We start from the raw sequence: 15,021 nt of genomic DNA on the forward strand, positions 1-15,021 counted from the left end.
TAGTGTTTAAATAAAATTTTGAGTTGAAAAAGCCTGAAGAAATTCAGGCTTTTTTTGTTATAAAAGTGGTTGTTTTGTTTTCTAAGTTGTTGACTTTTTAGGATTTAAAAGATTTTATTAATCAATAATAATGAAATAAATAATCTGATTTTTTTTGTTATTGGTAAAAAAAACTAAAAAAAGTAACAATGTTGTCACCCTAAAATCCTTTTTTCAGAACATATAATTAAATATAACTACAAATATGAAATCGAGCGCTCATTTGATAAATATATTACAAGAAATTGTAAGCAACGGAAGTGTTGATCCTTCCAAGTTTAAATTGCTGTCTCCGGAAGAGCAGGAATTGATTAAGGAATTGGAGGCAAATAACCGACTTCAGGAGGCTTTGGCTTTTGTGGAGTCTATTGATGAAGAACAAAATTGGGAAGAATTCAAAGAGCGAATCCATATTAAGAAGCAACCTATTGTGATTAATTGGAAAACACTGCTTCAATATGCCGCCGTTTTTGTGGCATTGTTGGGTATTGTTGCTGTTTTTCAATTTCAAAATAAAAAAGAAACTAAGGTTGAAATTCCAAGTGATGCTATTCAATTGGTTTTGGAAAACGGAGATATTGAGGTGTTGAGTCCTAATGGTGACAAGCAAATCATTAAGAAAAACGGGGAAGTCGTTGCTTCTCAAAAGGAAAATGAAATTAGCTATCGTTCGGATAAATCAATGGATAAATTGGTGTACAATGAAATCAAAATTCCTTACGGTAAAACCTTTCATATCGCGCTTTCTGACGGAACTACGGTGTATATGAATGCCGGATCTTCGTTGAAATTTCCGGTGCAGTTTATCAAAGGGCACAATAGAGAAGTGACATTGGAAGGTGAAGCTTTTTTTGAAGTAACTAAAGACAAAAAACATCCGTTTGTTGTAAAAACCAGAGGAGTTGATGTTAGGGTTTTGGGGACCAAATTTAATGTGAGTTCCTATAAAGAAGATGCCGAAATCAATACTGTTTTGGTGGAAGGTTCTGTTAGTTTGTCAAATGGAGCTAATCCAAAGCAAAAAACACTTTTAGTTCCGGGTGAAAAAGGAAGCTGGAGTGCCGGAAAGCAGGCTATTGCGGTTGAAAAAGTAGATACCCGAATTTATACCGAATGGATGACAGGAGAAATTGTTTTCAGAAAAGCCACATTCAAAGAAATGGTTACAAAATTAGAGCGCAGCTACAATGTGTCTATTGAAAGTAATAATCAGGCTCTTTTGGATAAGAAATTCAATGCCAGCTTTAATAAGAATATCGAAAGCATTGATGAGGTTTTAGATGCAATGAGTAAGATTCAGCAATTCTCTTATCAAAGAAAAGGCAATGAAATAAAAATAAACTAAATAACCTTTTAACTAACTAAAAATAAATAATTTATGAAATGAATATGTGATTTTTTTATTTAAAAGAAAGACATAAAAAAAATCGGAAAATAGTACCAGTATTTCCCGATTTAGTAATGTGTTTCAAACGACGTATCGAATCTAATCATTTAAAAACGAATCAAAAATATGAAAAAAAACACTAACGGCAGTGGACTCTGTCCGTATTTGCCTAAAATTAGCCTAAAAATGAAATTGACCACCTTGTTATTGATTTTGTCTTTGGTTAGAATCCAAGCAAGTAGTTATTCTCAAAATACCAAACTTTCCTTAAATTTTAAGGAGGCAACAGTGGAACAGGTTTTCAATAAAATCGAAGCGGTTTCTGAATACCGATTCCTTTTTGAAAGCAATCAAATTGATTTGAACAGAAAACTGAGTTTAAGTGTTGAGAAACAAAATATCGCGAATATTTTGAATTTAATGTTTAAAGGAACTAATGTTTCTTATAATGTTAATGACCGACAAATTATTTTGACAAAGTCCAAAGGAATTTCCAATACGGATACCGCCGTAGAGGTTAAAAAAGTAGCCGAACAGGGAATTCAGATTTCCGGTGTCGTTACTGATGCCAGTAATATGCCTGTACCCGGTGTAAATATTATAGAAAAAGGAACTAAAAATGGAGTTCAGACTGATTTTGACGGGAAATTTTCTATAAAAGTAAGTAGTTCAAGTAGCGAATTAGTGTTTTCATTTATCGGTTATGAAACCATTACTAAGGTTGTTGGTAACAGTAAAACAATGAATGTTGTTTTAAAAGATGAGAGTGCCAAATTGAACGAAGTGGTTGTAATTGGTTACGGAACTACTAAAAAGAAAGATTTAACCGGATCGGTTGTTGCAATTACGGGAGAAGAGTTAAGAAAACAGCCTATTTCAAATGTGGCTGAAACTTTAACCGGACGTTTGGCCGGGGTACAGGTAGCTTCAGCGGAAGGTTCACCGGATGCGGATATTAAAATCCGTGTCAGAGGTGGTGGTTCTTTAACTCAGGATGCTTCTCCGTTGATCATTGTAGATGGTTTTCCGGTAAATAGTATCAATGATATTTCACCTTCTGATATTGAGAATATTACCGTTTTAAAAGATGCCTCTTCAACTGCAATTTATGGTTCCCGTGGCGCTAACGGAGTTATTATTGTAACTACTAAATCAGGGAAAGACGGGAAAATATCAGCCAGCTTTAATACATTTTACGGAATTAAAAATTTGGCCAAAACTATTGATGTTTTAAATCCGGAAGATTACGTAAAATGGCAGTATGAATATGCTTTGTTGGCTAAAAGTGATGTGAGCTCTTATGAAAAATATTTTGGTTCCTGGCAGGATTACGATCAGTATATTGGTTTAAAAGGAAACAATTGGCAAAAACAAATTTACGGTCGTACCGGGGAAGTACAGAGCCGTGATTTAGGAATTCGCGGAGGTTCGGATAAAGTTAATTTTAATTTCAATTATGCACATTATGATGAAAAAACCATCATGTTGGGCTCCAAATTTAAAAGAGATAATATCTCTTTAGCGATGAAAGCTAAAGCGACTGATAAAGTTGATATAAATCTTACTTTCCGTTATTCAGATACTCAAATTAATGGTGGTGGTACTAACGAGCAAAATGAAATCTCAGCTTCTGATGCCCGTTTACGTCATAGTGTGGGATATTCGCCAATTCCATTGCCGGGTTTAACTACGGATAATACTGATGAAGCGCTTTCCAGTTATCTGGTAAATCCTTTTGTAGCGGTAGATGATAATCAGCGTTTACAATTGAGAAAGAATTTTAATATGTTGGGAAGTTTTGCCTGGAAAACATTTAAAAATTTTCAATTTAAATCGGATTTAGGATTGGATAACTATAATAATCTGGATTATCGTTTTTACGGTCGTTCGACTTATTATGCTAATAACAGACCGTCAGCCGAAAATCAGGGACTACCTTCTTTGGTGATGAGTGATGAAAAAAGAGTACGTTTTAGAAATGCCAATACTTTAAATTTTGATTTTAAAGACCTGATTGGCGAAAATCATAGATTAAAACTTCTTTTGGGAGAAGAAATGATTGTGTCTCATACCAATGAAGTGACTAGCGAAATTCAGGGTTTTCCAAAAACTTTTGATTTTGAAAGAGCTAAAAATTTAACTTCTCAGGGTACACCTTTAACAGTTGATAATTATTACAGTCCGGATGATAAACTGTTGTCTTTTTTCGGTCGTGTAAATTATGATATTCTGGATCGTTACTTGTTTACGGCTACTTACCGTATGGATGGCTCGAGTAAGTTTTTAGGAAATAACCGTTGGGGATATTTCCCTTCGGCAGCGGTAGCCTGGAAAATTAATGAAGAAAACTTTTTAAAAGATGTTTCCTGGATTAATGCTTTGAAAGTAAGAGTGAGTTATGGTGAAGCGGGGAATAATAATATTCCATCCGGACAAACGATTCAAACGTTTCAGTCTAAAACTACTACTTATGTAAATGATGTGTCTAATTATTGGGCAGCTGCTAATACGATGGTAAATCCTGATTTAAAATGGGAGACTACGGTTACTCAAAACATAGGTCTTGATTTTGATTTGTTCAGAGGAAGAATCACAGGAGCTTTAGAGGTTTATAATAATAAAACGAAAGATTTGTTATTGGAGTTTCCTGTTCCAGGTTCTGGTTATGGATCTCAATTTAGAAATTTTGGTTCCACACAAAATAGAGGAGTTGAGGCTTCTTTAAATTTAGTGGCTTTAGATCATAAAGATTATGGTTTGAATTTCTCTTTTAATATTGGAGTAAATAAAAACAAAGTAACTTCTTTGGGAACCCTGCCATATTATATTGCTAATACAGGTTGGGCATCGACTCAAATTGCCGATGATTTTATTGTAAATATTGGTCAGCCTTTAGGTTTGATGAATGGCTATGTTAGTGATGGAAGATATGAGATTTCAGATTTTAATTATGATGCGGCAACCGGAAAATATACTTTAAGAGAAGGAGTCGCTGATGCAACTGCTATTGTAGGTGTTTTAAGACCGGGTATGATGAAATTGAAAAATATAGACGGTTCTACAGATAATAAAATAACGACTTCAGATAAAAAAATAATCGGAAGAGCTTTGCCAAAACATACAGGTGGTATGACTATTAATGCGAATGCGTATGGATTTGATTTCTCAGCTGCTTTTAACTGGAGTTTTGGAAATGATATCTACAATGCAAATAAAGTAGAGTTCAATACGTCTAATGATAATGGACAATACCGAAATCTATCTACAGTTATGGCTGATGGGAAAAGATGGACAAACCTAGACCCGACTACGGGTGCTTTAGTAACCGATCCGGCAGAGTTGGAAGCTTTAAATGCCAATACAACGATGTGGTCACCTTACTCTAAGAATTTTGTTTTTAGTGACTGGGCGGTAGAAGACGGCTCTTTCTTAAGATTAAACAATCTTACCGTAGGTTATACAATTCCTGAAAAATTAATTGCTAAAACGGGAATTACTAAATTAAGATTTTACGCAACGGGTACTAATGTTTTTGTTCTTACTAAATATTCTGGACCGGATCCTGAAGTTTCCACAAGAAGTAGAACGCCGCTTACACCAGGAGTAGATTACTCTGCGTTTCCTCGAAGCAGACAATTAACTTTAGGATTAAACCTTAATTTTTAATTAAAGAGAATTTCAAAATGAAAAAATATATAATAATTACAGGATTAATTATTGCAGGAATTTTTAGTTCCTGTCAGGAATTGGGTTCCGATTTTTTAGATACCGAATCTACATCCACTTTGGATGAATCAGTGATTTTTTCGGATGCAACTTTAGCTAAAGGAGCCGTAGATGGAATCAAAGATCAGTTTGGACAAACCAACTCTTACAGAGGACGTTTCTTGCCTTATTACGGTTTGAATACTGATGTAGAGTGGAATCTTAATTTAGGTGCTGGTGATGCCGGAGCAGAATTGAGTAATTATGCTGCGACGCCCACTAATACTATTATGAATATTGATCCGGGTTCAAATTTAAATTCTTTGAGTACCTGGGGAATTATGTATTCCGGAATCGAAAGAGCTAATATTTGTATCAGAGGATTGCGTTTATATGGAAATCCACAACCGGGAACTGATACCGGTTATCTTTTAGGTGAGGCTTTAACTTTAAGAGCTATTTATTATGCCGATTTATTGAAAGCTTTTGGGGATGTAGTGGCTCGTTTTGAACCTATTACTACAGAAACTTTATATTTAGCTAAATCAAGTCGTGATGTAGTATATAAACAATTGCTTGCTGATTTGGAAGAAGCAGCCACTTTAGTACCTTGGCCAAATGAAACCTCAAGAACCGTTTCAGTAGAACAGGTAAATAAAGCTTTTGTTAAAGCATTTCGCGCCCGTTTAGCGATGGCAGCCAGTGGTTTTCAAAGATATCCTGATGCAGTTCGCAGAAGCACAGATCCGGATTTATCCGTTGCTAAAATGTATCAGTTAGCTTTAGACGAATGTAGAAGTGTTATCAGTAGTGGTTCGGCGCATTTAGAATCCTCTTTTGAAACTTTATGGAAAAAGTATAACGCTGAGGTGGTAACAGCTGGAGGAGAATCACTTTGGGAAATTCCATTCTCTTCTGGTCGTGGTCGTATGCTGTTTACTTTTGCTGTTAAACATTCCGGAGTAGATCAATTTCAGGCGCAAGGTGCCAGAGGAGGTTCAGCAGGACCGCTTCCAACAGTTTTTTATGATTATGATCAGGCCGATAGCCGTAGAGATGTAACCTGCGTGCCTTATAAGTGGGGTACACCAGTTAACGAAATAGCCAAACAGGAATTGGTAAAATCGGATACCTGGTATTTTGGAAAATTCCGTTACGAATGGATGACCAGAAGAGTAACTTCTACTAATGATGACGGGGTGAATAAAATCTATATGCGTTATGCCGAAGTGCTTTTGATAGCTGCCGAAGCTGCTAATGAATTAGAAGGACCTGCTGCAGCGGCTCCTTATCTGAAAGAAATTCGAAGAAGAGCTTTTGCTTCTGAGGTGCAAGCTGTAAAAGTAGATGCTTATGTAAATACTTTAACTACTAAAGAAGCCATGTTCAATGCAATTGTAAATGAACATAAATTTGAGTTTACCGGAGAAATGGAACGTAAACAGGCTTTGATTCGTTGGAATTTATTGAAAACCAATTTAGAACAGGCTAAAGTCAAAATGACCAACTTTAAAGACCGTGTTGGCGAATATGCCGATGTGCCAACCACTTTGTATTATAAATATAAAGAGGATGGTATTACCTTAGATATCTATGGGTTAAACAGAGGGGAAACTACTAATCCGGGAGCCGCTTATTCCAACTTCAATTGGACCAAGTTTGATGATGAGGCAGCAAAACCAAAGGTTATTAATTTATTCAAAGAAGGCGTTAATCCTGATGACAGACAGTTCTGGCCGATATGGCAGGTTTTCATTACCGCTAGTAATGGAAAATTAGTTAACGATTATGGTTACGGGGACAATTAATTAAATGGACGAAATTATGAACAAAATAAAATATATAGTAAAAGGACTGTTGGCTTCACTTCTTTTAGTGTTGTCCGTAAGCAGTTGTGACAGTTATAATGTCGATTTGATTGACGAATTGTTAGTTGACAGAGCTTTTTCACCAATAGATCTAAAGGCAACTGTTAGAAACCAAACGAATGTGGAGTTAAATTGGACTACCCGTGAGGATGTGGATCATTATGTGGTGGAGTTTAGTGCCGATGATGAAACTTTTGCAACAATTTATAAAACGGTTAATGTTCAGGCAACAGAATTACCGGTAACCGTAGCATTAGAAGGAGAAACCAAATATTCAATTCGGGTAAAAGCAGTTAGCGCCAGAGGATTAGAAGATTCAAAATGGTCGGTGGTTACTGCAACCACACTTTCGGAGCAAATATTTACCAGTATTATTGATGGAGATATTTTGGCTAAAGAAGCTACATTGCGTTGGATTCCTAATAGTAGCGTGACTCAAATAACGATTGCTCCAGGCGATATTACGCATGTAATTACCGCTCAGGAAAAAATGGATGGTGTGGCAACAATTACCGGATTATCAGGTGAAACAGCTTATACCGCCACCTTGTGGAACGGAACTAAAAAGAGAGGTGTGTTGACTTTTACAACCGGAATTGATGTAGGAGATGCGACTTTAATTTCTCCAACTGATGATTTACTGCAAAAAATAGCCGATGCTGCTTCTGGCGATGTTTTAGTGTTGGAACCTGGAGATTATACCGCTCAAGTAGGAACTGTTTCACTGGCTAAATCAATTACATTGAGAGGATTGAGAAGTTTTGATAAACCAAAATTAAAACTTGGTTTTTTAGTGAATCCTGGATTAGCTAATTTAAGTTTGATTGATTTAGATTTAACTGGAAATGCGGCTTATACAGATGTTATTAAGTTTGAAGCAGCTATGACCTGCGGAGATATTTTGATTAGCGGTTGTGAAATAAGAGATTATAATCGTTCCTTAATAACGGTAAATAGTTTAGCTGTAAAAATGAATTCATTTACGGTTGAAAATTCTATTATTTCTAAAGGAACAACAACTAGTGGAGATTTTATTGATTTAAGATCAGGTTTTGTTGCTTCTTTAATGTTGAAAAATAGTACATTTAATGATTGTGTGAATGGACGTGATTTTATCCGGGAAGATAATGGTTCTTCAAATAGTTTTACAGGAACCGGATTAACGTCAAACATTAGCATAGAGTCCTGTACATTGTATTTGCCAAGAATGACAAATTCTAATCGAATTTTGTATGTTCGTCTTGCAACAAATACAAGTACGGTAAATAAAAATTTATTTATAGATACTCCTGCAATTTATTCCAATCAAAGTACAACAACAGATCCTGTTTGTAATAGTAATAATTATTATAATTCACCAAATTTATTTAGCAGTACAATTGCTAAGTATGATAAATCCAGTAATTATACCACACTTGATCCACAGGTTTTAAGTAAAGCTACTGGCGATTTCACCATTAGTAATCAAACCTTAAAAGATAATCTGATAGGTGATCCGCGTTGGATTAAATAACAAATAGAGAATAATCTGCTGAGAGGCATGCGTCAGGCATGCCTCTTTAGTTTAATGACTTTTCAAAAGCGAATATAATTTTTAGCATTTTGAGAAAAGTCAGCTATTGAAATAATAAAAATAATTATGAAAAATATTTTGAAAATAGTGTTTCTGCTGACACTTTTTGCCTGCTCAAAAGATGAAGCAACGGCTAATGAAAACAACAGTAATAACGAGAATAATAATCGGGTGTATGTCTCTTCTGTGGCGATTAGCGGAACAGATATTACTTCCGGAACAACTACGCAACTTTCGGCAACGGTTTTACCGGCTGAGGCAACTTCTAAAACGCTGGTTTGGAGTTCGTCGGATAATAGTATTGCTACGGTTTCGTCAACGGGTTTAGTTACGGCTCTTAAAAATGGAACGGTAACTATTACTGCAACAGCATCGGATAAAAATATAATTAAAGCCACAAAAACGATAACAATTTCGTCTTTTACTACTGCGCCAACATATACTTATACCGTTTCTAACGCAACAGAATTGCTGACTGCTTTGTCCAAAGTAAAAGCGGGAGAAAGCATTTTTCTCAACGGAGGAACTTATACCATGAATGCCAGAATAACACTAAGTGCTTCCGGAAGTGCCGGAAATGAGATAAAAATTCTGGGTCAGTTAGACGGAACCCGAGCTAAATTAGATTTTTCTGCCATGCCTGAAAGTTCTTCTAATCAGGGAATCGTTCTTTCCGGAAGTTATTGGAACATCAAAGGAATTGATATTTACAATGCCGGAGATAATGGTATGCAAATAAAAGGAAGCAATAATACGATTGAATTCTGTTCGTTTTCAGAATGTTCTGATTCCGGTTTACAATTGGATAACGGAGCTTCAAACAATACGATTTTAAACTGTGATTCCTATTTTAATGCCGATTCTTCTTTGGAAAATGCCGATGGATTTGCCTGTAAATTAAATGTGGGAACCGGAAATAAATTTATCGGTTGTCGCGCCTGGCAAAATCTCGATGACGGTTGGGACGGTTATTTGAGAGGAGCCGATAATGTGACTACGACTTATACCAATTGCTGGTCGATTAAGAACGGTTATTTGAAAGACGGAACAAAAGGAGCCGGTGACGGTAATGGTTTTAAAACCGGAGGTAGTGATGATAAATTGTTAAAACATAACGGAATTTACAAAAACTGTATCGCTGCCGGAAACGTGGCAGATGGTTTTGATCACAACAGTAATCGCGGGAATGTCGAAATATACAATTGTTCGGCTTACAGCAATGGAAACAATTACAACTTTAGTTCGACCAATCCATTGGCTAAATTAACGCTTAAAAATTCCTGTGCAATTGGTGCTTACGGAAGTGTTAAAGCCGATGTTTTGGATGTGACTAATAATGGCTGGCAAAATGGATTAGTAACGGATGCTACCGATTTTGAAAGTACAGATATTAGTCAGTTGATTCAGGCTCGAAAAGCAGATGGAAGTTTACCTGACGTGACTTTTATGAAATTGAAAGCTACCAGCGATTTGATTGACAAAGGAGTGGTGATTGACGGAATTCCTTATTTGGGTACAGCTCCTGATTTAGGTGCGTTTGAGTTAAAATAATATGACTTCCTTTTTTTGTATTAATTCAGAAAATAGCCCACGGATGTTACCGATTCTACGGATTATCACAGATTTGAATTTTAAAAAAAAAAATAGTTATGAAAAATCCGTTTTTTATCTGTTCAATCCGTTTCATCCGTGGACGATTATTTAGTCCGTTAAGCGGACCGATTTCTAAATAAAATCTAAACTATTCCTAAAAAGGCAACTATTGAAAAAGTAGTGGTGTTTTTAGGAATAGTTTTTTTAAATTCATCTTTTCTAATAAAGAAATCAAAACGATAAAATGGAAAAAATAAAATGTTGTATTAAAAGTGTGAGCTTAGTGTTTTTGGGGATTCTTTCTTTCCAAAATCTAAATGCCCAATATTTAAAAGGAATTACCCATGTCCGTGATACTTCTTATGCCAATTATAGTGCTTTTCAAAAAACATTGAAATATTACCCCAATTGTACATTGGTACCCGAAGTAGATTCTGATTTGGTGGTTGAGAAAAAAAATGTGGTTTATGCCACTTACGGAAAGCGCAGGATGCTTTTGGATGTTTTTAGCAATAAGCAAAAAAAAGAAAAGCAAACGGCAATTATCATTATTCATGGCGGGGGCTGGCGTTCCGGAAACCGAACACAGCATTATCCGATGGCGCAAAAACTGGCTAGTCTGGGTTATGTGTGTTTCACTCCGGAATACCGACTGTCCACCGAAGCGCTTTTTCCGGCTGCCATTTATGATGTAAAAGCCGTTATTCGTTGGCTACGTGAAAATGCAGCCAAATACAATGTTGATCCCAACAGAATTGTAGCGCTCGGATTTTCTGCCGGTGGCGAAATGGCTGCTTTTATGGGAACGACTGGAAATATGCCTTTATTTGAAGGGGTGGTGACTAATTCCGATTCGCAATCGCAGGTCAATGCCGTGGTAGATATTGATGGAACTTTGTCTTTTGTACATCCGGAAGGTGGTGAGGGTGATGATTCTAAAAATATTTCGGCGGGGACTTATTGGTTTGGCTATTCCAAAAAAGAGCAACCCAAACTTTGGGAAGCTGCTTCTCCCTTAAGTTATGTGAGTGCCCAAACGCCGCCTTTTGTTTTTATCAATAGTTCTGTGGCGAGAATGCATGCCGGAAGAGATGATTTTAGAAAAGTTTTGGATGCAAACGGAATCTATTCGGAAGTGCATGAGTTTGAAAATTCTCCACATTCCTTTTGTCTATTCGAACCTTGGTTTAGTCCTACAATTCAATACATCGATGGATTTTTGAAGAAGGTTTTTAAGAATTAAAAGTAGTTTTAAAACCTGTCCTTAGCTTTCGCAGTCGAGTGTCAAATATTTGAAGAATACGTAAAAAGAAAATCTGTTTGAGCGATAGCGAAATCGAAGATTCGTGAATTCCATAAAAATGATTAGAGTATGAACAGTTATTTTCTTTTAGACCCGAGCCAAAGGCGAACGGAGCGTAGCTAATTCGAAAACTAATTTGACCGACGAGGAAGCGCAAGACTTGAAATCGAAGATTCATGAATACCGAAAAACATTTTTAATGATGAATATTTTTTTGTTTCTTTTTTGATCAAGGCAAATTGAAGATTCAGCGAATACCAAATAAAATAAAAGTTAGATGAGCTAAAAAAGAAAATTATTAATTTAATTTTTCCGTGTAGTAAAAATGTCATTAATAGTGTAGTTGTCATATTTAATGAGTTGAAAATTCTCATTTATATAATAAAAGAGTCAAAAACAAATTTTGTACACAGTTAATTTTTTTGTGTTGGCACGGGCGGAGGGATTCGAACCCCCATCAACGGTTTTGGAGACCGCTATTCTACCCTTGAACTACGCCCGTAGTTTAAGGCTTTGTGGGCGCAAATATAGCCTTATTTGGCAAAATAACTAACGGCAAAGCCAACAATCGCGAATAAAATTGAGTTGTTTTTTATAATCGATTGGTTGCCAGTAAAATATTTTTTAATCCAAAAGAAAGAATTTTTCCAAAGCTGTAATTATTGATTCTGAGTGAAGTCTCCTGACATGCTGTGGTAACGTCCCGCCGGCTTTATGAAGTGGCGGATTTTTGTTACTGATGTTTACAAATATACCGAAAAGTTTGAAAGAAAAAAGTTGAAAAATAGGAGAGAAGTGCAAGCACTAACCTTTCCAAATAAATCCCCAAACCCGCCATTTCATAAAACCGCTGTTAGCTGTAGCCTTTTATTTCAGTTTCAATTTCATCATTATGTCGGTCTGCTCATCATTTCCCAGTTTGAAAATATGTTTGTCAAAAGCTACAAAGCCGTTTTTTTCATAAAATCTTATTGCTCTTGGATTTTGTTCCCATACTCCCAACCAAACATATTCAGAACCTTTCTGTTCAGCAACTTCGATTGCTTTATTATATAGTAATTGGCCAACATTTTTTCCATGAAATTCTTTTAAAACATAGATTCTCTCAATTTCAAGTGCTTTATTGTCTTTCAATTCGGTTTGGGATTCTCCAAAATTGACTTTTAGATAACCAATTACTTCATTATCAATCTTTGCAAAGTAAAACTCAGAATATTCATTGTTTACTTCTTTTATCAATTTTTCGAGTGAGAAATCTTCTTCTAAATAAGATTTCATGTTTTCCTCGGAATTTGAATCTGCAAATGTTTCTTTGAAAGTTTGTCGCCCAATTCTTTGTAATTCCGTTATATCACTTATTGTTATTTTTATAATTTCTATTGAATTCATTTTAAATTGTTTTAATCATTATTTACTATATTCCATTCATAGTTTAGCCAATCGTTGTTTTCTTTTGCACCTAGTTTATTGTAAAATCGTATTCCTCCCTCGTTCCAAGGTGCAACAGTCCATTTTATTTGTCCACAATTATTATTAACCGCTTCTTCTTTAAGAGCCAACATTAATTTTTCGCCAATTTTATGCCCTCTGTATGTTGTGTCTACATAAAGTTCTTTTATGAAAAGCGAAGGTTTGTTTTGTGCTGTAAAAGGCAAATAATAATAAACCAAAATACCTGCTATTTTTTGATTGTCATCTGCAACCAAGCAATAAAAGTCTGGTGGATTTTTTTTAAATCCATTTGCTCTTACTATTTCAGGCGTAATAACAAATGAGTTAATATATTTTTCATAAATGGCTAACTCTTTCATCAGACTCCAGATGCCGCCTGAATCTGATTCTATAGCTTTTCTTATAATTATGTTCATTTACTTTTGAAATATTATTTAATGTGATGATACTGCTTTTAATCCAACAATAGAAGCGATTAAAGTTGTGAGAAATAGAATTCTTAAAAATGTTGCAGGTTCTTTAAAAACCAATATCCCAACAAGAACAGTGCCTACTGCACCAATTCCTGTCCAAATAGCATAAGCAGTGCCTATTGGCAATGATTGTGTAGCTTTAATTAAAAGCCCCATACTAATTACAAGTGCGACTAAAAAACCAGCATACCATAGATACATTTCATTTCCTGAAGTTGTTTTAGCTTTTCCCAAACAAAATGCAAAAGCAACTTCAAATAAACCTGCAATAACCAAAATTATCCAATTCATTATTTTTAACTTTTGGACAAAGGTCTTAATAAGGTTTCAAGAAAAATTTATCAAATGATAAAAAAGGGATTCTATTTAATATTTGTTCTAATACGGCTTAAGCTTACTTGTGTTATTCCTAAATATGAAGCAATGTGTCCAAGTTGGACTCTTTGAATTAAATCTGGATAATTTTTTAAAAGTTCGTTATATCTTTCTGTTGCCGTCCCGAGTTGTCTTGAAATAAGTCTTTCTTCCGCTTTAATAAGTTCTTGCTCCGCGAATTTTCTACCCCAGTTAGCAATTTCTATATTTTCATTGAAAAGATTTTGAAGGTTTTCTGTGTTTAGTTCATAAAGTTCACAATCTTCCAAAAGTTCAATATTTTCATATCCTTTTTGATTGGCAATGTAGCTTTTCAAGGAAGCAATTGTATCTCCTTCTTTTCCAAACGAAAAAGTAATTTCGTTGTCATCAATTCTAGAAAAAGTTCGAGCAATACCTTTTTTGATAAAATAGATGTTTTTCTCAACCTTGTCTGCACGTATTATAATGAGATGTTTTGGAAAACTTACTTCAATAAAATTTTCTTTAAGCACAAGTTTTGATTTGGCTGAAAGTGGATATATTTTATCAAGTATTTGGTCGATATTCATTTTGTTGACAAGGCTGGTTTTAAGGTTACAGCTAACGTTTCGCCGCTAACCGACTGTTGCGAAGCCAGCGAACTGCGTACTGTCTGCTAAGATAATAGTTTTACGTGAAAAATAGAGTAGAAGCCACGAAAATCCAGCAATAGCGGTTAACGGCTGTGTGTGCCCTGCATGAGCAGGACACACGCTGTAAGCTTAGATAAAAATTCGAAAATACAAATTTGGGATTAGAAAACAAATCTTACAGCGTGTTATTTTTCCAGAGGGTGTAAGTCCCTTATGGGCGGATTAACAACCCGAACCATTAGTACGTCGCAAGGTTGTTAACTGTGAAGTTAGAACTGAAGGAAGCGAGACGACAAAAGTCTGTACCGACGAATAGAAATTGCATAAGAGGCATAGCAATAAGGATGAGTATCCACAGCAATACGAAGTCCAAAACAGTGTTCTGAACATGCTAACAAATCAGATTATTGTTATGTAGATGCAGCGGGGATAGATCGAAGGAAAAAGCTCTTACCAGGGGAGGTCTTGGCAACCACGAGTTGGTTAAGTCAAGAAGTCAGCAGAAGTCATAGTACTTGTTAGGAAACGAGCCATAGACAAAGTGGAGGACTCACCAATAAGGAAGGACTGAACGTAAAATGGTTCTTAATTTTCAACGGAATAGCGCAAGTTATAGCCCTGAAAAACGAGAACAGCTTA

Annotated in this window: 10 protein-coding genes and 1 tRNA gene; 6 read left to right on the forward strand and 5 right to left on the reverse strand. The window is 35.5% G+C overall.

Annotated features, from left to right (window positions below):
- Positions 1 to 244: 244 nt before the first annotated feature.
- The 6 genes from B6A10_RS03015 to B6A10_RS03040 all read left to right on the forward strand — a co-directional run bounded on the left by B6A10_RS03015 (position 245) and on the right by B6A10_RS03040 (position 11,408).
- Positions 245 to 1,384, forward strand: a complete 1,140-nt coding sequence (locus B6A10_RS03015; protein ID WP_188219661.1) for a FecR family protein — start codon at positions 245 to 247, stop codon at positions 1,382 to 1,384.
- Positions 1,385 to 1,552: 168 nt separating this feature from the next.
- Positions 1,553 to 5,092, forward strand: a complete 3,540-nt coding sequence (locus B6A10_RS03020) for a TonB-dependent receptor (RefSeq protein ID WP_238929354.1) — start codon at positions 1,553 to 1,555, stop codon at positions 5,090 to 5,092.
- Between the two features lie 17 nt (positions 5,093 to 5,109).
- Positions 5,110 to 6,939 (forward strand): RagB/SusD family nutrient uptake outer membrane protein, encoded by a 1,830-nt coding sequence (locus tag B6A10_RS03025; RefSeq protein ID WP_055093880.1) that lies wholly within the window; start codon positions 5,110 to 5,112, stop codon positions 6,937 to 6,939.
- A 16-nt stretch (positions 6,940 to 6,955) separates the two neighbouring features.
- Entirely contained in the window at positions 6,956 to 8,512 is a 1,557-nt protein-coding gene (locus tag B6A10_RS03030; RefSeq protein ID WP_055093959.1) for a DUF4957 domain-containing protein, read from the forward strand.
- A 126-nt stretch (positions 8,513 to 8,638) separates the two neighbouring features.
- On the forward strand, positions 8,639 to 10,123 hold the full coding sequence (locus B6A10_RS03035; protein ID WP_188219662.1) for a right-handed parallel beta-helix repeat-containing protein: 1,485 nt from the start codon (positions 8,639 to 8,641) through the stop codon (positions 10,121 to 10,123).
- Between the two features lie 286 nt (positions 10,124 to 10,409).
- Complete coding sequence (locus B6A10_RS03040; RefSeq protein WP_084817143.1) at positions 10,410 to 11,408, forward strand: alpha/beta hydrolase; 999 nt, start codon at positions 10,410 to 10,412, stop codon at positions 11,406 to 11,408.
- A gap of 488 nt (positions 11,409 to 11,896) precedes the next feature.
- Here the strand turns inward: B6A10_RS03040 and B6A10_RS03045 are convergent.
- The 5 genes from B6A10_RS03045 to B6A10_RS03065 all read right to left on the reverse strand — a co-directional run bounded on the left by B6A10_RS03045 (position 11,897) and on the right by B6A10_RS03065 (position 14,319).
- Positions 11,897 to 11,970 (reverse strand) — tRNA-Trp (locus B6A10_RS03045).
- A 365-nt stretch (positions 11,971 to 12,335) separates the two neighbouring features.
- Entirely contained in the window at positions 12,336 to 12,857 is a 522-nt protein-coding gene (locus B6A10_RS03050; protein WP_188219663.1) for a GNAT family N-acetyltransferase, read from the reverse strand.
- 11 nt (positions 12,858 to 12,868) lie between these two features.
- Positions 12,869 to 13,336, reverse strand: coding sequence for a GNAT family N-acetyltransferase (locus B6A10_RS03055; protein ID WP_188219664.1), 468 nt, complete (start codon positions 13,334 to 13,336; stop codon positions 12,869 to 12,871).
- An 18-nt stretch (positions 13,337 to 13,354) separates the two neighbouring features.
- The gene (locus tag B6A10_RS03060) at positions 13,355 to 13,684 is read right to left on the reverse strand and encodes a DMT family transporter (protein ID WP_188219665.1); all 330 of its coding nucleotides are present in this window, start codon (positions 13,682 to 13,684) and stop codon (positions 13,355 to 13,357) included.
- Between the two features lie 71 nt (positions 13,685 to 13,755).
- On the reverse strand, positions 13,756 to 14,319 hold the full coding sequence (locus tag B6A10_RS03065) for a Crp/Fnr family transcriptional regulator (protein ID WP_188219666.1): 564 nt from the start codon (positions 14,317 to 14,319) through the stop codon (positions 13,756 to 13,758).
- Positions 14,320 to 15,021 lie beyond the last annotated feature (702 nt).

This window comes from Flavobacterium pokkalii (assembly GCF_014596575.1).
In the GTDB taxonomy this organism is placed as follows: Bacteria; Bacteroidota; Bacteroidia; order Flavobacteriales; family Flavobacteriaceae; genus Flavobacterium; species Flavobacterium pokkalii.